19 protein-coding genes and 4 tRNA genes are annotated in these 18,126 nt (G+C 66.2%); 9 read left to right on the top strand and 14 right to left on the bottom strand.

The window, feature by feature from the left end:
• Window positions 1-18: 18 nt before the first annotated feature.
• From minD to BLS50_RS03825, 3 genes are all read left to right on the top strand, one after another.
• Window positions 19-834, top strand: coding sequence for a septum site-determining protein MinD (minD, locus tag BLS50_RS03835; RefSeq protein ID WP_006476635.1), 816 nt, complete (start codon window positions 19-21; stop codon window positions 832-834).
• 12 nt (window positions 835-846) lie between these two features.
• On the top strand, window positions 847-1,101 hold the full coding sequence (gene minE, locus BLS50_RS03830) for a cell division topological specificity factor MinE (protein WP_006476634.1): 255 nt from the start codon (window positions 847-849) through the stop codon (window positions 1,099-1,101).
• Window positions 1,102-1,262: 161 nt separating this feature from the next.
• A complete protein-coding gene (locus BLS50_RS03825) occupies window positions 1,263-1,664 on the top strand; it encodes a YXWGXW repeat-containing protein (RefSeq protein WP_074800867.1) in 402 nt (133 codons plus the stop codon).
• A gap of 116 nt (window positions 1,665-1,780) precedes the next feature.
• Here BLS50_RS03825 and BLS50_RS03820 read toward each other — a convergent pair whose 3' ends face one another.
• Entirely contained in the window at window positions 1,781-3,325 is a 1,545-nt protein-coding gene (locus tag BLS50_RS03820) for a chloride channel protein (RefSeq protein ID WP_074800860.1), read from the bottom strand.
• A gap of 190 nt (window positions 3,326-3,515) precedes the next feature.
• On the opposite strand from BLS50_RS03820, the gene waaC reads away from it, so the two are divergent.
• Entirely contained in the window at window positions 3,516-4,514 is a 999-nt protein-coding gene (waaC, locus tag BLS50_RS03815) for a lipopolysaccharide heptosyltransferase I (RefSeq protein ID WP_074800857.1), read from the top strand.
• 19 nt (window positions 4,515-4,533) lie between these two features.
• Here waaC and BLS50_RS03810 read toward each other — a convergent pair whose 3' ends face one another.
• The 9 genes from BLS50_RS03810 to rph all read right to left on the bottom strand — a co-directional run bounded on the left by BLS50_RS03810 (window position 4,534) and on the right by rph (window position 11,170).
• Window positions 4,534-4,713 carry a hypothetical protein gene (locus tag BLS50_RS03810; RefSeq protein WP_006486620.1) on the bottom strand — a complete coding sequence of 60 codons (180 nt, stop codon included), beginning with the start codon at window positions 4,711-4,713 and terminating at the stop codon, window positions 4,534-4,536.
• Window positions 4,714-4,818: 105 nt separating this feature from the next.
• Entirely contained in the window at window positions 4,819-6,129 is a 1,311-nt protein-coding gene (locus BLS50_RS03805; protein ID WP_023475198.1) for an MFS transporter, read from the bottom strand.
• A gap of 306 nt (window positions 6,130-6,435) precedes the next feature.
• On the bottom strand, window positions 6,436-6,927 hold the full coding sequence (locus BLS50_RS03800; RefSeq protein WP_023475197.1) for an energy transducer TonB family protein: 492 nt from the start codon (window positions 6,925-6,927) through the stop codon (window positions 6,436-6,438).
• Between the two features lie 312 nt (window positions 6,928-7,239).
• On the bottom strand, window positions 7,240-7,533 hold the full coding sequence (locus BLS50_RS03795) for a hypothetical protein (RefSeq protein ID WP_006476627.1): 294 nt from the start codon (window positions 7,531-7,533) through the stop codon (window positions 7,240-7,242).
• Between the two features lie 362 nt (window positions 7,534-7,895).
• The gene (locus BLS50_RS03790) at window positions 7,896-8,288 is read right to left on the bottom strand and encodes a hypothetical protein (protein ID WP_027812472.1); all 393 of its coding nucleotides are present in this window, start codon (window positions 8,286-8,288) and stop codon (window positions 7,896-7,898) included.
• 141 nt (window positions 8,289-8,429) lie between these two features.
• A tRNA-Ser gene (locus BLS50_RS03785) sits at window positions 8,430-8,517 on the bottom strand.
• A gap of 44 nt (window positions 8,518-8,561) precedes the next feature.
• Entirely contained in the window at window positions 8,562-9,776 is a 1,215-nt protein-coding gene (gene hemW / locus BLS50_RS03780; RefSeq protein ID WP_074800854.1) for a radical SAM family heme chaperone HemW, read from the bottom strand.
• A 34-nt stretch (window positions 9,777-9,810) separates the two neighbouring features.
• Window positions 9,811-10,437 carry an RdgB/HAM1 family non-canonical purine NTP pyrophosphatase gene (rdgB, locus tag BLS50_RS03775; protein WP_012328099.1) on the bottom strand — a complete coding sequence of 209 codons (627 nt, stop codon included), beginning with the start codon at window positions 10,435-10,437 and terminating at the stop codon, window positions 9,811-9,813.
• Window positions 10,430-11,170 (bottom strand): ribonuclease PH, encoded by a 741-nt coding sequence (gene rph, locus BLS50_RS03770; RefSeq protein WP_006476623.1) that lies wholly within the window; start codon window positions 11,168-11,170, stop codon window positions 10,430-10,432. The genes rdgB and rph overlap by 8 nt, the downstream gene beginning before the upstream one ends.
• Window positions 11,171-11,343: 173 nt before the next feature.
• On the opposite strand from rph, the gene BLS50_RS03765 reads away from it, so the two are divergent.
• The 4 genes from BLS50_RS03765 (at window position 11,344) to BLS50_RS03750 (ending at window position 15,650) form a co-directional block, all read left to right on the top strand.
• Window positions 11,344-12,267 carry a YicC/YloC family endoribonuclease gene (locus tag BLS50_RS03765; protein ID WP_012328100.1) on the top strand — a complete coding sequence of 308 codons (924 nt, stop codon included), beginning with the start codon at window positions 11,344-11,346 and terminating at the stop codon, window positions 12,265-12,267.
• A 7-nt stretch (window positions 12,268-12,274) separates the two neighbouring features.
• On the top strand, window positions 12,275-12,958 hold the full coding sequence (gene gmk / locus BLS50_RS03760; RefSeq protein WP_011544849.1) for a guanylate kinase: 684 nt from the start codon (window positions 12,275-12,277) through the stop codon (window positions 12,956-12,958).
• Between the two features lie 58 nt (window positions 12,959-13,016).
• On the top strand, window positions 13,017-13,220 hold the full coding sequence (gene rpoZ, locus BLS50_RS03755; RefSeq protein ID WP_006025620.1) for a DNA-directed RNA polymerase subunit omega: 204 nt from the start codon (window positions 13,017-13,019) through the stop codon (window positions 13,218-13,220).
• Window positions 13,221-13,283: 63 nt separating this feature from the next.
• Window positions 13,284-15,650, top strand: coding sequence for a RelA/SpoT family protein (locus tag BLS50_RS03750; RefSeq protein ID WP_006476619.1), 2,367 nt, complete (start codon window positions 13,284-13,286; stop codon window positions 15,648-15,650).
• A gap of 190 nt (window positions 15,651-15,840) precedes the next feature.
• Here the strand turns inward: BLS50_RS03750 and BLS50_RS03745 are convergent.
• The 3 genes from BLS50_RS03745 to BLS50_RS03735 form a co-directional block, all read right to left on the bottom strand.
• Window positions 15,841-15,917: transfer RNA gene (locus BLS50_RS03745), tRNA-Arg, on the bottom strand.
• 61 nt (window positions 15,918-15,978) lie between these two features.
• Window positions 15,979-16,055 (bottom strand) — tRNA-Arg (locus tag BLS50_RS03740).
• A 66-nt stretch (window positions 16,056-16,121) separates the two neighbouring features.
• Window positions 16,122-16,198: transfer RNA gene (locus BLS50_RS03735), tRNA-Arg, on the bottom strand.
• Window positions 16,199-16,327: 129 nt separating this feature from the next.
• On the opposite strand from BLS50_RS03735, the gene greB reads away from it, so the two are divergent.
• Window positions 16,328-16,891, top strand: coding sequence for a transcription elongation factor GreB (gene greB / locus BLS50_RS03730; RefSeq protein WP_006476618.1), 564 nt, complete (start codon window positions 16,328-16,330; stop codon window positions 16,889-16,891).
• A gap of 80 nt (window positions 16,892-16,971) precedes the next feature.
• Here the strand turns inward: greB and BLS50_RS03725 are convergent, their stop codons facing one another.
• The gene (locus BLS50_RS03725) at window positions 16,972-18,123 is read right to left on the bottom strand and encodes a porin (RefSeq protein ID WP_027808996.1); all 1,152 of its coding nucleotides are present in this window, start codon (window positions 18,121-18,123) and stop codon (window positions 16,972-16,974) included.
• Window positions 18,124-18,126 lie beyond the last annotated feature (3 nt).

Genomic DNA, 18,126 nt, shown 5'->3' with positions numbered 1-18,126 from the left:
ACACAGGGTATTGGGTAAATGGCAAAAATCATCGTGGTGACCTCGGGCAAGGGCGGCGTGGGCAAGACGACGACGAGCGCGAGCTTCGCGTCGGGTCTCGCGCTGCGCGGCCACAAGACGGCCGTGATCGACTTCGACGTCGGCCTGCGCAACCTCGATCTCATCATGGGCTGCGAGCGTCGCGTCGTGTATGACCTCGTGAACGTGATCCAGGGCGAAGCGAACCTGAACCAGGCGCTGATCAAGGACAAGAAGTGCGAGAACCTGTTCATCCTGCCGGCGTCGCAGACGCGCGACAAGGATGCGCTGACGCGCGACGGCGTCGAGAAGGTGCTGAACGATCTCGTCGCGATGGACTTCGAATACATCGTCTGCGATTCGCCGGCCGGTATCGAAGCCGGCGCGCTGCACGCGATGTACTTCGCGGATGAAGCGCTGATCGTCACGAATCCGGAAGTATCGTCGGTGCGCGACTCGGACCGCATTCTCGGCATCCTGTCGTCGAAGACGAAGCGCGCGACCGAAGGCAAGGAGCCGATCAAGGAACACCTGCTGATCACGCGTTACAGCCCGAAGCGGGTGAGCGAAGGCGAGATGCTGTCGCTCGAGGACATCAGCGAGATCCTGCGCATCAAGCTGATCGGCGTGGTGCCCGAATCGGAAGCCGTGCTGCACGCGTCGAACCAGGGTTTGCCGGCCGTGCATATCGACGGCACGGACGTCGCGGAAGCGTACAAGGACGTCGTCGCCCGTTTCCTCGGCGAGGACAAGCCGCTGCGCTTCACCGATTACCAGAAGCCGGGCCTGCTGCAGCGCCTCTTCGGCAGCAAGTAACGGAGGCCGCCCATGTCCATCCTTTCGTTTCTCCTCGGCGAGAAGAAGAAGTCCGCATCGGTCGCGAAGGAGCGCCTGCAGCTCATCATCGCGCACGAGCGGGTCGGCGGCCGGCCGCCGGCCGATTACCTGCCGGCGCTGCAGAAAGAACTCGTCGCGGTCATCTCGAAGTACGTTCATATTTCGGACGATGACATCCGCGTGAGCCTCGAGCGCCAGGACGATCTCGAAGTCCTCGAAGTGAAGATCGAGATTCCGCAAGCCTGACGCTTGGCGCGTGTCCCTCCGCACGGCGGCATCCGCCGCCGTGCGCGTCTTACGCCCTGTTGCACTTTCGGGCACGCCGTAACACGGCGCCTGTCGGCCGCAACCGACCCTCCCGCATTGAACGAATACGCTCGCGTCACTTGTTCAACCAGGAGGTTGTGATGGCTGTCTCTACCGTTTCACGTCGCATCGTTTCGCTCGCGCTGTTGGCCGCGGGCCTGTCGGCCGTCGTCGCACCGTTTGCCGCGCATGCGGACGAGATTCTCGTCGGCACGCCCGTGATCGCGCCGCAGGGGCGCATGGTCATCGCGGAGCCGGTCGCCGTGCGCACCGAGGAAATCGTCGTCGTCGCGCCGAATGCGCCGCCGCCGGTACGCTATGAAGTCGTGCCGGCCACGCGCGTGGGCTACGTATGGGAGCGCGGGCACTGGCACTGGGACCATGGCCGCTACGTATGGATCGGCGGCCACTGGGAAACCGAGCGCGTCGGCATGCAATGGGTGCCGGGGCATTGGGACCAGCGCGGTCCGAACTGGTTCTGGACGCGCGGCCACTGGGCTTGAGGCAGACGCGCGATGAAAAGAACCGCAATCGCCATCGCGCTCGTCGCGATCACGCTGGCCGGATGCATCGTCGTGCCGGCGCGGCCGGTCTACTACCGGCCGGCGCCCGTCGTGATCTACTGAGCGTCGCGCGGGCCGTGCTGTTGCGCCGGGCCGTTTGCGTCGGTCGCGGCCGGCCCGGCATCGTGCGGCGTCGCCGTGTCCGCGGCGCTGTCGGCCGCCGCCGCAGCGGCCGGCTCGTTACCGCTTTCGTCGCGCAGCGTGTCGAGCGGATCGGCGGGGGCCGCGGTTGCATCCTGGGGTTCGGTCACGCCGGTCATGTTGTCCGCCGCGGCCGCTGCGGTTGCCGCGGCCGCGACGGGCGGCGCGAGATAGCGCTGCGCGAGCGTTTCGTAGAGCGGCGGCGCGAAAAAGCGCGATACCCGGCTCGATACCAGTGCGGTCGCCATCAGCGAAATCACCAGCGCATGACCGTTGATCATCTCCATCACGATCACGAACGACGTGATCGGCGCCTGCGTGACGGCGGCCAGATAGCCGACCATCGCGAGCGCGATCAGCATCGGCAGGCTCATGTTGCTGAACACGGCATGCAGCACGTTGCCGAAGCCGGCGCCGATCGACAGCGACGGCGCGAAGATCCCGCCCGGGATGCCCGGCAGGTACGACGCGACCATCGACACCATCTTCAGGAGCGGATAGAACACCGACAACTGCTGACTGCCGTCGAGCAGGCCGCGCGCCTCCGCATAGCCGCTGCCGAACGTCGTGCCGCCGGACACGAGCCCGACGACCGCGATCGTGAAGCCGCACAGCGCGGCGAACGCGACCGGCCGCTCGCGATACAGGCCCAGCAGTTGCGCGGGCAGCCAGCGCCCCGTATTCAGCAACAACCAGCAGAACAGGCCGCCCGCGATGCCCGTCACGATCGCGGTGACCAGCACCGCGACCGCCAGCAACTTCGGGAAATGGAGCCCGGCGTTGATCGTGCCGAAATACGTGTAGTTGCCGTTCAGCCCGAGCGCGACAACGCCGGCGAGGATGATCGCGGTGATCAGCACGCCGCTGGCACGCGCGGAGAAGCTGCGGGTCAGTTCCTCGATCGCGAACACGATGCCCGCGAGCGGCGTGTTGAATGCGGCCGACAGCCCGGCCGCCGCGCCGGCCAGCACGAGCTGGCGTTCGATCTGCGCGTTCGAGCGCGGGTAGAAGCGTCGCAGGTTGAACATCAGCGCCGCACCGACCTGCACGGTCGGCCCTTCGCGGCCGATCGTGAAGCCGCCGAGGATGCCGAGGAACGAGATCAGCACCTTGCCGAACAGGATGCGCAGCGTCAGCAGCCGGGCGCCGAATGCGCTCGGGCTGGCATGCAGCGTCGCGATCACCTGCGGGATGCCGCTGCCCTCGGCGCCGCGGAAAAAGCGACGTGTCATCCATGCCGACAACGCGGCGATCGCCGGGGTCAGCAGCAGCGGCAGCCAGACGGCGTGATCGCGCATCGCGCGGAAAGTCTCGTAACCCCAGTCGATCAACCGGGCGTACAGGACGGCTGCGAGGCCGACGACGATCGCACCGAGCCAGAAAACTCCGAATTGGCGCCAGATTCGCAGCGAGCGGCGGGTGAGGGCGGGAAACAGCGCGGGAAGGGCAGGGCGCGGCATTGGCTCGGGCCGGAGGGCAAAGAGTGAATTATAAAAAGAACGGGATGCCAGCGGGGGCGTCAAACGTTCTTGGTGAGCGACAAAAATCCACAAAGAGATGCAATTTGTTGCAAATGTAATGTTGGCGTAATTTCTGCGCACAGCAACCTCGTTAGCATGCCAAGGTGGCCAGTCAAGAATCCCGCAAATCGTGAAACGCATCCTTATCGTGAAAGTGACGTCGCTCGGCGACGTCGTCCAGACGCTGCCCGTCGTCGCCGACCTGCATCGCGCGTTCCCCGGCGTGACGGTCGACTGGGCCGTGGACGAATCGTGCGCGGAGGTCGTACGCTGGCATCCGGGTGTGAGCGCCGTCCTGGGCGCGCCGCTGCGCCGCTTCAAGAAACTGCGCAATGCCGGCGACCTGAAGGCGATCTCGGCCTCGATCGGCGCGTTGCGCGCGCACCGGTACGACGCGGTCATCGATCTGCACGGTGTCTACAAGAGCGCGATCATTGCGTCGCTCGCGCGTGCCGCGCGCCGTTTCGGCTACCAGACGCAGGATCTCGGCGAAACGGGCGCGCGTTTCGCGTATTCGCACCGCTTCGGTCCGCGGCCGGACTGCGACGCATGGCACGGGATGCGCGTGAGTGCCGGCGAAGCGCTCGGCTACGTGCCCGAAGGGGCTGCCACGTATGGCATCGTGGCCCCGCAGGATGCAAGCCTACCGGCTGCCGTGACGGATGCCGGGCCGTTCATGCTGCTGTTCCACGCGACGTCCAATCCTGACAAGAAATGGCCGGCCGAGCACTGGGCCGCGCTTGCCACGGAGATGATGGCGCGCGGCGTGCGCGTGCTGCTGCCGTGGGGATCGGCGGCCGAGCATGATGACGCGCGGGATATCGCCGCGCGTGTGCCGGGGGCGATCGTGTTACCGGCGATGACGGTGCGTGAGCTCGGTGCGGCGCTTGGCCGGGCCGCGCTCGTGGTGGGCGTCGATACCGGATTCGTGCACATGGCGCACGCACTGCAGCGGCCGACCGTGATGATTTTCGTCGCGACGTCGCGCCACCATTGCGGCATCGGCGGCGCGCCGAATGCACTGTCGATCGGCGAGCCGGGCGCGATGCCGACCGTCGACGAGGCGCTGGGCGCGATCGATGCGGTCTGCCCCGCCTATGGCACGTTGCGCGCGCGGTTGTCCGCCTGACGCGGCGCCGCGGTCGCGATCACGCGAGCAACGCCTCGACCGTGACGACGGCGGCGATGGCCGCCAGATTCGCCAGCAGCGCCTCGAACACGAGACCGCGCCAAGTTTTCGGCCGGAACCGCAGCGCGAGCAGTAGCGCGCCGCCCAGTGCGAGCGCGAGGATCAGGACGAGGTCGGCATTGGCGAGGCGGATATTCATCGCGGCGGCTCCTTGTCGGGGCGGGTCCCCCGGGCGCGCGACGGCGCGCCCAGGATCGAGTATAGGCATCGCCCGCCGCCCTGCAACCCGGGCCGCCCCGGAGGGTCAGACGAGCGACGCGTCGCGCGTTTCGCGCATCAGCAGGACGCCGATCAGGCTGATCGCCGCCGCCACCGACACATAGCCGCCGACCCACGACAGCCCGCCGCGCGCGGCCAGCAATTGCGCGATATACGGTGCGATCGACGCACCAAGAATCCCACCGAGGTTGTACGCGACGCCCGCGCCCGTATAGCGGACGTTGGTCGGGAACAATTCCGGCAGCAGCGCGCCCATCGGGGCGAACGTCACCCCCATCAGGAACAGCTCGATCGTCAGGAACAGCGCGACGAGCGGCATCGAGCCGCTGCCGAGCAGCGGCTCCATCGCGAACCCCGACAACAGCGCGGCGATCGCACCGACGACCAGCACCGGCTTGCGCCCGAAGCGGTCCGACGCCCATGCGGACAGCGGCGTCGCGAGCCCCATGAAGACGACCGCGAAACACAGCAGGCCGAGGAAGCTCTGGCGCGGAATATGCAGCGCCGACACGCCGTACGACAGCGAGAACACCGTCGAGATGTAGAACAGCGTGTAGCAGACGACCATCGCGAGCGCGCCGAGCAGCGTCGGCCGCCAGTGCTGCGTGACGAGCGTCGCGACCGGCACGCGTACGCGCTCGTTGCGGTCGAGGGCCGCCTGGAACGCGGGCGTTTCGGTGATCTTGAGCCGCACGTACAGGCCGAGCGCGACGAGCACCGCGCTGACGAGAAACGGGATGCGCCAGCCCCAGCTGCGGAACTGCTCGTCGGACAGCGACAGCGCGAGCGCGAAGAACAGGCCGTTCGACATCAGGAAGCCGACCGACGGCCCCAGTTGCGGGAACATCCCGAACCAGCCGCGCTTGCCCTGCGGCGCATGCTCGGTCGCGAGCAGCGCCGCGCCGCCCCATTCGCCGCCGAGGCCGATCCCCTGCCCGAAGCGCAGCACGCACAGCAGCACCGGCGCGAGCGCACCGATCGTGTCGTAGCCGGGCACGAAGCCGATCGCGGTGGTGGATACGCCCATCACGAGCAGCGAGGCGACGAGCGTCGACTTGCGGCCGATGCGATCGCCGAAGTGCCCGAACAGGAACGAGCCGATCGGGCGCGCGATGAAGGCGATGCCGAACGTGACGAACGCCGACAGCGCTTGCGCGGTCGCGGAGCCGTGCGGGAAGAATACGGGGCCGATGACGAGCGCGGCGGCCGTCGCGTACACGTAGAAATCGTAGAACTCGATCGCGGTGCCGATGAAGCTCGCGAACACGATGCGCCGGTGGCTGACGGCGCCGGCCGAACCGGTTGCGTGTGCAACGGCCGGGGGGGATGCGGACATGGATGTCTCCGTTTTGTCGTTGGGGTGCTCGGCCGAGCGTGCACTCGGGCAGGCGACGGCCTGCCGGGAGCAGCCGGGCAAATGAGTGATGCGGATGACGCGGTGGCGGCGTGGACGCGCGCCGTGGCGCGGACGTCACCCGCCGGTCGACGATGGAGACGGGTAGGTCGCCGCCGCCCGGTGCCGGCGTGGTCGGCTCGCTTGCCGGGTGGGGCGTGCGAACGCACGCGCGGCGTGATGGCCGCGCGAGTGCGGAAAATTATAGCCAGCGCCGCCGCTCACCGGCAATCGGGCCGCGGCGGCGCATCAATCGATCGATTGCGCCTGCGCGGAGGCGGTGCTTTGCAGCTGGAAGTGGCCGTCGTCGTTGAAGAGCCAGCCTTCCATCAGTTCGAGCCGGCCGTTGCCGTCGAGCAGCCGCGACGGCGGCGCCGGCAGCGGAGCCGAGCGGCGCAGCGACGCGAGCGCGAGCGCTTCCGCTTCGCTGTCGCCGTTGCTGCGATAGACGGATGCGTTGACGACGCGGCCACTGCCATCGACGGTGAAGGCGACGACGACGAGCGAGCGGAGCATGGCCTGCGGTGTGCCGTGCAGCATGCCGGACGGATTGCGTTCGGCGACACGATGCGCGACCTCGACGCGATACTGGTCGAGATTGCCGCTGCGTATGACCGACGGAATCGTCAGCACCGAGCGTAGCGACGAAGGCGGCGTGATCGTGCACGCGGCGAGCAGGGCGACGGCGGCCAGCGCGGCAACACGCAGCCGGGCGACGCGCGGACGGAGAAGGGGGCGCATGAGGTGATGGCCGGGAGGGACGATAAAAAAATGATAGGCGCCCGGGCGCGAGACGATATGGGGAGAAACGCATAGCGCGCTGGATCGGCCGCCGGGATCGCTGATGATGACGGCCGGGCGCCGCGTCGAGCAACGTCCAACGTGCGTCGCGATGTGACGCGACATGTGACAGCGGTCGCGGCGGACGCGCGTGTTGCAAGGTTGAAAGCCACGGCACGCTGCGATCGACCGTCCGGCTGGCGCAGCGGTCCGCCGAGGCGGCAACCTCGACCGCACCTCCCGGGCAATCGCCGGCGACGTGCGTCGGCCGGTTCAGAAGCCGTGCGTGACGAGCGACAGTACCGACAGGTCGGGGTGCGTGCCGTCGATGATGCTCTTGCCGATGTGGATGGCTTCGTGGGTTGCCTCGTCGAGGCTCGCGAAGCTTTCCTCGCCGTCCGCGTGAAACGGCACCGCATGGCCGGGCAGCGCCGGATTCACGCCCGGGTGGCATACATAGCCGGTGTAGGTATAGCGCGTGTCGCTGCCTGGCAGCGTGGCCGGCACGACATGGATCTCGAAGCCTTCGTAATCGACGTGGTCCGTCGCGGTCGACAGGTCGGTCATGGCGATCTCCGTGTGCCGCGCGCAGGGGTGGCGCGTGCGGCATCGAATACATCGAACACGCGGCGGCGTTCGTGTCGCCGTGTTGAACGAATTCTAGGCGATGGCGGGGCGGGCCGGGAGGCGTCCGGCAGCAGGTATCCGGGCGTGCGTACCGTGTCGATTCGGCGCCGATTCCACGAGCGAGCGACGGAAATGCGGATCATCGTATTTTTCGCGTCGGGCGCCGGTGCGCTGCCTGACGTGCTGGTCCGGTTTGCATGACCGAGTGCCGCCGCCCGTGCCCACCGGGCAGGTGCCGCGCAAGGCGCGGCGTGAACGCACGTTCCGTCTCGACCGACGGCGCGTGCCGCACCGCGACTTCGTTACTTGCAGCGCGCGTCCTTGCGCTGCACGACGACGATCACCGGATACTTCTGGCCATGGTCGAGTTCCACGCGCGCGACGACGGTCAGCGTCGCCGGATCGGAATCGTCGTACACGCTGACCTGTTCGTTGCGCAGGTAGGTCACGCCGGTGCAGTTCGACGTGCGTCCGTCGTCGCCCACCTTGCACTGAAGCTCGTTGTCCTTCAGGTAGTTGTATGGCGACGGGCTCGCGAGATATTCGCTGAGGCCGCGCGGCGAACCGCCGACGCCGGTCACGTACGCGATCGCGCACGACGCCTGCGCGTCGCTGCCGGAGGCGGTGTCGGCCGCTGCATGCATGCTGACGGCGGCCAGCACGGCGACGAGCGACGAGACGAGGAAGGGCTTCATGACGTGGATTTCCCGTTTCGCGAATCGGAGCGCGGGATTGTAACGGCATCCGGCGCGACGCGTCGGAACGTGCGGGGCACACGCGTGCGGACAAACAAAAACCCCGTCATTCTGCGAATGGACGGGGTTCGGCGAACTTCCTGGCGGAAGCGGTGAGATTCGAACTCACGGACAGTTTCCCGTCGCTGGTTTTCAAGACCAGTGCCTTAAACCGCTCGGCCACGCTTCCACACGAGGCGGCATTGTAACCGAAATGCCGCGTCGTTCATTCGTTCAGTCGTCGCGCAGGAACAATTCCTGCAGGTCGTTGAGGAAACGCTGGCCGAGCGGCGTCGGCGCGATTTGCGTGAAATCGCGCGTGATCAGCCCGCGCCGTTCCGCTTCCTTCAGCGCTGGCTCGATCGTGCTCATCGGCAGGCCCGTGCGTTCCGCGAAGCTGTGCACGGGGAAGCCCTCGACGAGCCGCAGCGTGTTCAGCATGAATTCGAACGGCAGGTCGCGCGCGCCGACTTCACGCTCTTCCTGCACGGCCGTGCCGGCCTTCGCCTGCTCGATGAAGGTCGCCGGATGCTTGTAGCGCGCCTGCCGCAGGATCCGGTTCGGGAACGACAGCTTCGTATGGGCGCCCGCGCCGATCCCGAGATAGTCGCCGAAGCGCCAGTAATTCAGGTTGTGCTTGCACTGATGATTCGGCTTCGCGTATGCGGACACTTCATAGCGCCCGTAGCCGGCTTCGGCCGTGCGCGCATGGATCCATTCCTGCATGTCGGCCGACGCGTCGTCGTCGGGAACGACGGGCGGGAACTTCGCGAACAGCGTATTCGGCTCGAGCGTCAGGTGATACAGCGACAGGTGCGGCGGCGCGAACGACAGCGCAGTCTCGATGTCGGTGCGGCATTCGTCCAGCGTCTGGTTCGGCAATGCGAACATCAGGTCGAGGTTGAAGTTGTCGAAGTTCTTCGCGGCGATCTCGACGGCCGCGCGCGCCTGCGCGGTGTCGTGAATCCGGCCGAGCGCCTTGAGGTGCACTTCGCTGAAGCTCTGGATGCCGACCGACAGGCGGTTCACGCCGCTTGCGCGGAACTGCGCGAACTTCGCGGCTTCGAACGTGCCCGGATTCGCCTCGAGCGTGATCTCGGCATCGGCATCGAGCGGCAGCAGCGCGCGCACGTCGGAGAGCATCCGGTCGAGGCCGGCCGCCGACAGCAGGCTCGGCGTGCCGCCGCCGATGAACACGGTATGCACCTGCCGGCCCCACACGAGCGGCAGCGCCTGCTCGAGGTCGGCGCGCAACGCGTCGAGATAGTCGGCTTCCGGGAACCGTTCGCCTTTCCATTCGTGCGAGTTGAAATCGCAGTACGGGCACTTGCGCACGCACCACGGGAAATGCACGTACAGCGCGAGCGGCGGCAGCGACGTGAGACGCACCTGGCCGGGCGACGTGAAGGTCGCGACCACGCGCGCGCCGGTGTCCGCGGCCTGGCTCATGCGACCTCCCGCAGCGAATGGGTATCGAGCAAACTCATGCTTCCTCCGCGAGCCGCGCGAGCAACGCCTTCAGCGCCAGCGCGCGATGGCTGTGCGTGTTCTTCACGGCCGGCTCGAGTTCGGCCGCCGTCGCGCCGAGCGACGGCAGGTAGAAATACGGGTCGTAGCCGAAACCGTGTTCGCCGCGTGGCGTATCGACGATTTCGCCGGCCCAGCGCCCTTCGGCGAACAGCGGCTCCGGATCGTCCGCATGGCGGACGAGCGCGAGCACGCAGCAGTAGTACGCACGCCGGTCGTCGACGCCGCGCAGTTGCTCGACGAGATACGCGTTGTTCGCCGCGTCGCCCTTGTCGCGGCCCGCGCGCTGCGCGTAGCGTGCCGAATAGACGCCCGGCGCGCCGCGCAGCACGCGAACGCACAGGCCGGAATCGTCGGCGATCGCCGGCAGCCCGGTGAGCCGCGACGCGTGGCGTGCCTTGGTCAGCGCGTTCTCGATGAACGTGCCGAACGGCTCTTCCGCCTCGGGCACCGCGAGCTCGCCCTGCGGGACGATCTCGATGCCGACCGTCGAGAACAGCGCGGTGAATTCGCGCAGCTTGCCCGGGTTGTTCGACGCGAGAACGATGCGCGACAGCGGCGCGACGGTACGGTCGTCAGGCATGGCTCGCACCCAGGACATCCTTCTGCAACTGCACCAGCTCGGCGATCCCGCCCTGCGCGAGGTCGAGCAGCGCGTTCATCTCGGCGCGCGAGAACGGCACGCCTTCGGCGGTGCCCTGGACTTCGACGAAGCCGCCCGCGCCCGTCATCACGACGTTCATGTCGGTGTCGCAGCGCGAATCTTCCGCGTAATCGAGGTCGAGCACGGGCGCGCCTTCGTACACGCCGACCGAGATCGCGGCGACGTGGTCGGTGATCGGCGAGCGCGCGAGCTTGCCGGCCGCGATCAGCGTCGACACGGCGTCGTGCGCGGCGACGAATGCGCCGGTGATGCTGGCCGTGCGCGTGCCGCCGTCGGCCTGGATTACGTCGCAGTCGATGTGGATCGTGCGCGGGCCGAGCGCCTCGAGATCGAACACCGCGCGCAGCGCACGGCCGATCAGGCGCTGAATTTCCTGCGTGCGGCCCGTCTGCTTGCCGCGTGCGGCCTCACGGTCGCTGCGCGTGTGAGTCGCGCGCGGCAGCATCCCGTATTCGGCGGTCAGCCAGCCTTGCCCGCGCTCGCGCAGGAATTCGGGCACGCGCTCGGCGACGCTCGCGGTGCAGAGCACCTTGGTGTCGCCGAATTCGACCAGCACGGAGCCTTCGGCGTGTTTCGTGTAGTGGCGCGTGAGGGCGACCTTGCGCAGTTCGTCGGCGCGGCGGCCGCTCGGGCGGGAAACGGAAGACGTCATGGGGAAATCGCGGAAGGAGAGGAAACCCCGATTTTAGCGCCGAACGGCGGGCGTGCCCGGCGGGGTGGTCCGCAAAAATGGGATAATGCGCGCTTCCCGCCCCGCGCCTTCCGATGCGCCGGGCGCCTCGATGTATTCCCCGCCCGCGAGGGCACCAGACGGCGAGACGAACCATGATCTACAGCATGACGGGCTACGCGAGCGCGACGCGCGAACTCGCGACGGCCGCCGGCAACGGCGGCACCAGCGTGTCGGTCGAACTGCGCACCGTGAACTCGCGCTTCCTCGATCTCAATTTCCGGATGCCGGACGACGTGCGTGCGTGCGAACCCGCGCTGCGCGAAATGCTGATGAACAAGCTGTCGCGCGGCAAGGTCGACGTGCGGATCAACCTGCAGCGCGGCGAGCAGAGCATCGGCGCGGGCGCGCTGAACCAGTCGGCGCTCGGCCAGCTTGCCGAGCTGGAACGCGCGGTGCTCGATTCGTTCCCGGGCGTCGGCCGCCTGCGCGCGGGTGAAGTCCTGCGCTGGCCCGGCGTGCTCGCCGAGAGCGGCGTGTCGGCCGAGGCGATCCGCGACGCGGTGCTCGCCTGCGGCAAGGAAGCGATCGGCGAGCTCGTCGTCGTGCGTTCGCGCGAAGGCGCGCAACTGGCGACGATGCTACTGTCGAACGTCACCGAGATGGAGGCGATCGTCGCGCGCATCACGCCGCTCGTGCCGGAGCTGATCGCGAAGCATCAGCAGAAGATCGTCGAGCGGCTGCAGGAAGCGCTCGGTCTCGCGGCGCCCGAAGGCGGCTCGACGGTCGTCACGCGCGAGGAAGCCGCGGAGCGCATCCGTCAGGAAGTGACGATGTACGGAATCCGGATCGACATCGCGGAAGAGCTGTCGCGGCTCACCGCGCACCTGAATGAAACGCGTCACGTGATCGAGAAGGGCGGCCGCGTCGGCAAGCGTCTCGACTTCATGATGCAGGAACTGAATCGCGAAGCGAACACGCTCGGCTCGAAGGCGGCGGCGAAGGAACTCGCCGACGCGTCGATGGCGCTGAAGCTGCTGATCGAGCAGATGCGCGAGCAAGTGCAAAACCTGGAGTAAAAGCAACATGACCGATTCCACCCGCGACGGCCACGCGTCGCATTCGCTGCATGGCGGCGTCTATCCCGGTAACCTGTTCATGGTCGTCGCGCCGTCGGGCGCCGGCAAGTCGACGCTCGTGAATGCGCTGCTGTCGAAGGACAGCGACATCTGCCTGTCGATCTCGTACACGACGCGCAAGCCGCGCCCGGGCGAGCAGGACGGCCAGCACTACCACTTCACGACCGTCGAGGATTTCCGCGCGCGTCACGCGGCGCACGAATTTCTCGAGAGCGCGGAAGTGCACGGCAACTACTACGGCACGTCGCGCGTCTGGATCGAAGAGCAGATGAGGAACGGCCACGACGTGCTGCTCGAAATCGACTGGCAGGGTGCGTTGCAGGTGAAGAAACAGTTCCGCAACGCGGTCGGCATCTTCATCCTGCCGCCGTCGCTCGATGCGCTCGAAGAGCGCCTGAAGAAGCGCGGCCAGGACGAACCGAACGTGATCACGCGGCGCCTGCTGGCCGCCGGCAGCGAGATCGCGCACGCGTCGGAAGCGGAATACGTGGTGATCAACGAGAATTTCGAGCGTGCGCTCGCGGAACTCGAATGCATCGTCGCGGCGACGCGCCTGCGTTTTGCTTCGCAGTACGCGCGACACACGGAGCTGTTCATCGACCTCGGCGTCCATCTGCCCCACGCGGAATGACGCGGGGCACGAGGGACATAAGGTAGAATAAGGACTATATTCAGAAGGAATTACCAACATGGCTCGCATTACCGTCGAAGACTGCCTGAAGCAAATCCCGAACCGCTTCGAACTGGCGCTCGCCGCCACCTATCGCGCGCGGCAGCTCGCGCAAGGCCATACGCCGAAAATCGAAAGCCGCGACAAGCCGACCGTCGTCGCGCTGCGCGAAATCGCCGCCGGCCAGGTCGGCGTCGAGATGCTGAAGAAGGTGCCGGTGTAACGCGCATCCGGCCCGTTCCAGCCATGTAGTCCACGCGCGCAACGACTCGACCTGGAGGCGAATATGAGCACCACCCCATCGTCCGCCTCCGCGGATTCGACCACCGAAGCCACGGCCCAGTCGCCTGCGCGCCAGTACATCGACGCGGTCCTCGAACAGTCCTTCCGGCATCTGTTCGGGCCGACCGCCACACCGGAGCAGCCGCGCAAGCACGGCGTCGTTTCGATCGCGAAACTGACCGCCGCGCTTGCCGAGTATCTCGCTCCGGACGAAATCAAAGAGGTCAAGGCGGCGTTCCACTTCAGCGACGAAGCCCACCTCGGTCAATATCGCCAGAGCGGCGAGCCCTACATCACCCATCCCGTCGCCGTCGCGGAAATCTGCGCCGGCTGGAAGCTCGACGCGCAGGCCGTGATGGCCGCGTTGCTGCACGACGTGATGGAAGACCAGGGCGTGACCAAGAACGAGCTGGCCGAGCGGTTCGGCCCGAAGGTCGCCGAGCTGGTCGACGGCCTGTCGAAGCTCGACAAGATGGAATTCCGCAGTCGCGAGGAAGCGCAGGCGGAAAACTTCCGCAAGATGCTGCTCGCGATGGCGCGCGACGTGCGCGTCATTCTCGTCAAGCTCGCCGATCGCCTGCACAACATGCGCACGCTCGGCGCGGTGCCGATGGAAAAACGCCGCCGCGTCGCGCGGGAAACGCTCGACATCTACGCGCCGATCGCGCACCGGCTCGGGTTGAACAACACGTATCGCGAGTTGCAGGACATGAGCTTCGCGAACTTCAACCCGCATCGCTACGCGACGCTCGAGAAGGCGGTGAAGGCCGCGCGCGGCAATCGCCGCGAAGTGATCAGCAAGATCCTCGAGGCCGCGCAGCGCGCGATGGCCGACGCGAAGATCGACGCCGAGATCACCGGCCGCGAGAAAACCATCTACAGCGTCTATCGCAAGATGCGCGACAAGCAGCTGTCGTTCTCGCAGGTGCTCGACGTGTACGGCTTCCGTGTCGTCGTCGACAGCCCGCTCGACTGCTACACGTGCATCGGCGCGCTGCACGCGCTGTACAAGCCGGTGCCCGGCAAGTTCAAGGATTACATCGCGATCCCGAAGATCAACGGTTATCAGTCGTTGCACACGACGCTCGTCGGCCCGTTCGGCGCGCCGATCGAGTTCCAGGTGCGTACGCGCAAGATGCACGAGATCGCCGAGGCGGGGGTCGCCGCGCACTGGCTGTACAAGAACGGCAGCGCGGATCTCAGCGACGTGCAGAAGCGCGCGCATCAGTGGCTGAAGTCGCTGCTCGACATCCAGAGCGAAGCGGGCGATTCGAGCGAATTCCTCGAGCACGTGAAGATCGACCTGTTCCCCGACGCGGTCTACGTGTTCACGCCGAAGTCGAAGATCATGGCGCTGCCGCGCGGCGCGACGGCGCTCGATTTCGCGTATTCGATCCACAGCGATCTCGGCAACCAGTGCGTGGCCGTGAAGATCAACAACGAACTGCTGCCGCTGCGCACCGAATTGAAGAGCGGCGACATCGTCGAGGTGATCACCGCGCCGTATTCGAAGCCGAACCCTGCATGGCTCGGCTTCGTGCGCACCGGCAAGGCGCGCTCGGCGATCCGCCACTACCTGAAGACAATGCGCCTGAACGAGTCCGTGCAGTTGGGCGAGCGGCTCGTTGACCAGAGCCTGAAGGGCTATGGTCTCGCGCTGGCCGATGTCGAGCCGGAAGTGTGGGAGAAGCTCGTGCAGTGGACGGGCAACAAGAGCCGTCAGGAAATCTTCGCGGACATCGGCCTCGGCCGTCGCGTCGCCGCGGTGATGGCCAAGCGCATCGAGGTGCTGATGAGCGGCCGCGACGCGGACGACGATCTGCCGAAGTCCGAGCGACATCCCGCGCATCATGCGCCGCCGGTCGTGATTACCGGCACCGAAGGGATGTCCGTGCAGTTGTCCGCCTGCTGCCGGCCGATCCCGGGCGACGCGATCATGGGCTACATCGGCATCGGTCTGGGTATGGCGATTCATACGACGGACTGCCGTGTCGCGCAGCGCATCCATCGCCGCGATCCGGGCCGCTGGATCGACGTCGAATGGGCGCCGCAGCCAGGCCGCCTGTTCGATGTCGCGGTGAAGGCGCTGGTGAAGAACACGAAGGGCATCTTCGCGCGCGTCGCGGCGGACATCACGTCGGCCGACGCAAACATCGTCCATATCGCGATGGACGAGGATCTGACGCACGAATCGACGGTGCTGCGCTTCGTGATCCAGGTCAGCGACCGCGTGCATCTCGCGAACGTGATGCGGCGCGTGAGAACCAATCCCGACGTGATGCGGATCATGCGCGAGCGCTCGACCGACGACGGTGCGCATGCGCGCCATGACGGCGGCATGCGTATCGAGCGCGAGCGGCAGGACTACTGACGCTCACGTGCCCTGGCGGGTGGATTCGATGCTCGACGGACGGCGGCCAATGGCCGCCGTTTTCATTGACGCCGACGAAAGGGTGCGCGACGTCGCCGGCGCGTTGCCGAAGGCATCCGGGCGATGGTGCGAGTGAGAAGGGCGGGCGCAAAAAGAAAAAGGGCTTTCCCGAAGGAAAGCCCTTTTAAGGTGGCGCGGCTGGCAGGATTCGAACCCACGACCCCTTGGTTCGTAGCCAAGTACTCTATCCAACTGAGCTACAGCCGCACGCAAAACGGTACTGCTTCAACTGTCGGAACCTTCTGCGATGGGAAGGCCCCCAAAAAAGTGGCGCGGCTGGCAGGATTCGAACCCACGACCCCTTGGTTCGTAGCCAAGTACTCTATCCAACTGAGCTACAGCCGCACGCAACAACAAACTTCTACTGCTTCGAACTGAAAGGGCCTTCGGTTCGGAAGGCCCTCGAAAAAGTGGCGCGGCTGGCAGGATTCGAACCCACGACCCCTTGGTTCGTAGCCAAGTACTCTATCCAACTGAGCTACAGCCGCACGCAGAAGCGGAAGTATAGCAGAGTCGTATAAAAAGGGAAGCCTTATTCGCGAATTAGGTGCCATGACCTTGGTCGGTCGCCCTTCGTGTACCCTTGGGGGATCAGTCATCCACGTTGAATCTGCATCATGAACAAGGCGTTTGTCAAAGAGTCGGACGGTGACGACGACGATCTCGACCAGGCTCAACCCGCGATTCCGGCGGGTGCGAAAAACTACATCACGCCGGCGGGCCACAAGCGGCTGCGGGACGAGCTGCTGAACCTGATCGACGTCGAGCGCCCCGAGGTCGTGCGGCTCGTGTCGTGGGCCGCATCGAACGGCGACCGGTCGGAGAACGGCGACTACATCTACGGCAAGCGGCGGCTTCGGGAGATCGATCGCCGCATCCGCTTCCTGACGAAGCGACTCGACCTCGCCGAAGTCGTCGACGCGAGCCGGCAGGAGAATGTCGACCAGGTGTTCTTCGGCGCGACGGTCGATTACGAGACGCCGGACGGCGAGGATCACACGGTGACGATCGTCGGGATCGACGAGGTCGACCTCGATCGCGGCTGCGTCAGCTGGATTTCGCCCGTCGCGCGTGCGCTGATCAAGGCGAAGATCGGCGATACCGTCACGCTGATGACGCCGGCCGGCCCGCAGCCGATCGACATACTCGACGTCCGGTATCCGGCGCGGGGCGACGCCTGAGCGTATCGGTCCGACGCAGCCAAGAAAAAGCGCCCCGATGGGGCGCTTTTTTATTCGCGTGTACGTTGCGTTGGCGTTGCTCAGAAGCGATGGCGCAGGCCGGCGGTCACCGCGATCTGCTTGTTGGTCGACGAAGCGCCACCGAGGCCATTGACATAGGCGCCGATGCCCAGGCCGTCCGTGCTGACTCGCTGATACACGCCTTGCACATACACGTCGGTCCGCTTGGACAGCGCATAGTCGGTCTGCAGGTTGAACTGATTCCAGCCCGGATGACGGCCGTCCAGGAAGCCGGCGGTGTACGTGTACGACCCGGCCAGCGACAAGGCCGGCGTGAGCGCGTAGCGCGCGTTCACTTCGTAGTTGTTGAAGCGGGCGAACGTGCCGTCGAGACCCAGGCCGCTCGACACGCCCGAGGCACCCGCGGAGATGCCGAGCGCCCGGTTCACACGCGATTGCGTAAATACGAAGCCGGCCGTTGCGGGGCCGAACGTGTAGTTCAGGCCGCCGCCGAACACGCGCTGACGCTTGCCGACGAACGTGTTGTCGCCTGCCACCGCGCCGGCGCTGTTGGTGACCGCAGCTGCCGTGAGCCCCGAGATGTCATTGTTCAACTGCAGGTAGCCGGCGCCGATGTTGAAGCCGGCGTAGGTGTACGACACCCCCGCGCTGTATGCACGGTTGTTCGAGAACTGGTTGCTGTTCGAGAAGCCGTACAACGCGCCGAACTTCAGGCCGCCGAAATTGACGCTCGTATATTTGACCGAGTTATTGATCCGGAACGAATTGTTCAGGTTGTCGTTGTCGAACGGGTGGGCAAATTGGGTGCCGCCGAATTGCGTGCCGGTCAGCGACAGCGGCCCGATGTAATCGACGACGCTATCGTATTGGCGACCGAGGGTGACGGAGCCAAACTGGTCTTGTGACAGGCCGACGAACGCCTGGCGACCGAATTCGCGGCCATTTTGACCCAGCGTGCCGTTGGCGATGTTGAAGCCGTTCTCCAACACGAAGATGGCTTTCAGTCCACCGCCGAGATCTTCCGTGCCGCGCAGGCCCCAGCGGCTGCCGTTGATCTGGCCGCTGCGTTCCGACCATGAGCTATGCCCGCCCTGATTGTTCGTGTAGGTGATGCCTGCATCGATCAGGCCGTACAGCGTAACGCTGCTTTGAGCATGGGCTGCGGTAACGAATACACCCGACAACGCGGTGACGATCAGGGTTTTTTTCATGGA

It is taken from the genome of Burkholderia orbicola (assembly GCF_900100915.1).
Lineage (GTDB): Bacteria > Pseudomonadota > Gammaproteobacteria > Burkholderiales > Burkholderiaceae > Burkholderia > Burkholderia orbicola.
Note: the sequence above shows the minus strand (reverse complement) of the source record. Positions and strands in the feature narration are given on the sequence as shown.

Coding starts and splice junctions, on each gene's coding strand:
- minD (WP_006476635.1), top strand. CDS start 19: ATGGCAAAAATCATCGTGGTGACCTCGGGCAAGGGCGGCGTGGGCAAG.
- minE (WP_006476634.1), top strand. CDS start 847: ATGTCCATCCTTTCGTTTCTCCTCGGCGAGAAGAAGAAGTCCGCATCG.
- BLS50_RS03825 (WP_074800867.1), top strand. CDS start 1,263: ATGGCTGTCTCTACCGTTTCACGTCGCATCGTTTCGCTCGCGCTGTTG.
- BLS50_RS03820 (WP_074800860.1), bottom strand. CDS start 3,325: ATGCCGCGCCCTGCCCTTCCCGCGCTGTTTCCCGCCCTCACCCGCCGC.
- BLS50_RS03810 (WP_006486620.1), bottom strand. CDS start 4,713: ATGAATATCCGCCTCGCCAATGCCGACCTCGTCCTGATCCTCGCGCTC.
- BLS50_RS03805 (WP_023475198.1), bottom strand. CDS start 6,129: ATGTCCGCATCCCCCCCGGCCGTTGCACACGCAACCGGTTCGGCCGGC.
- BLS50_RS03800 (WP_023475197.1), bottom strand. CDS start 6,927: ATGCGCCCCCTTCTCCGTCCGCGCGTCGCCCGGCTGCGTGTTGCCGCG.
- BLS50_RS03795 (WP_006476627.1), bottom strand. CDS start 7,533: ATGACCGACCTGTCGACCGCGACGGACCACGTCGATTACGAAGGCTTC.
- BLS50_RS03790 (WP_027812472.1), bottom strand. CDS start 8,288: ATGAAGCCCTTCCTCGTCTCGTCGCTCGTCGCCGTGCTGGCCGCCGTC.
- hemW (WP_074800854.1), bottom strand. CDS start 9,776: ATGAGCCAGGCCGCGGACACCGGCGCGCGCGTGGTCGCGACCTTCACG.
- rdgB (WP_012328099.1), bottom strand. CDS start 10,437: ATGCCTGACGACCGTACCGTCGCGCCGCTGTCGCGCATCGTTCTCGCG.
- rph (WP_006476623.1), bottom strand. CDS start 11,170: ATGACGTCTTCCGTTTCCCGCCCGAGCGGCCGCCGCGCCGACGAACTG.
- BLS50_RS03765 (WP_012328100.1), top strand. CDS start 11,344: ATGATCTACAGCATGACGGGCTACGCGAGCGCGACGCGCGAACTCGCG.
- gmk (WP_011544849.1), top strand. CDS start 12,275: ATGACCGATTCCACCCGCGACGGCCACGCGTCGCATTCGCTGCATGGC.
- rpoZ (WP_006025620.1), top strand. CDS start 13,017: ATGGCTCGCATTACCGTCGAAGACTGCCTGAAGCAAATCCCGAACCGC.
- BLS50_RS03750 (WP_006476619.1), top strand. CDS start 13,284: ATGAGCACCACCCCATCGTCCGCCTCCGCGGATTCGACCACCGAAGCC.
- greB (WP_006476618.1), top strand. CDS start 16,328: ATGAACAAGGCGTTTGTCAAAGAGTCGGACGGTGACGACGACGATCTC.
- BLS50_RS03725 (WP_027808996.1), bottom strand. CDS start 18,123: ATGAAAAAAACCCTGATCGTCACCGCGTTGTCGGGTGTATTCGTTACC.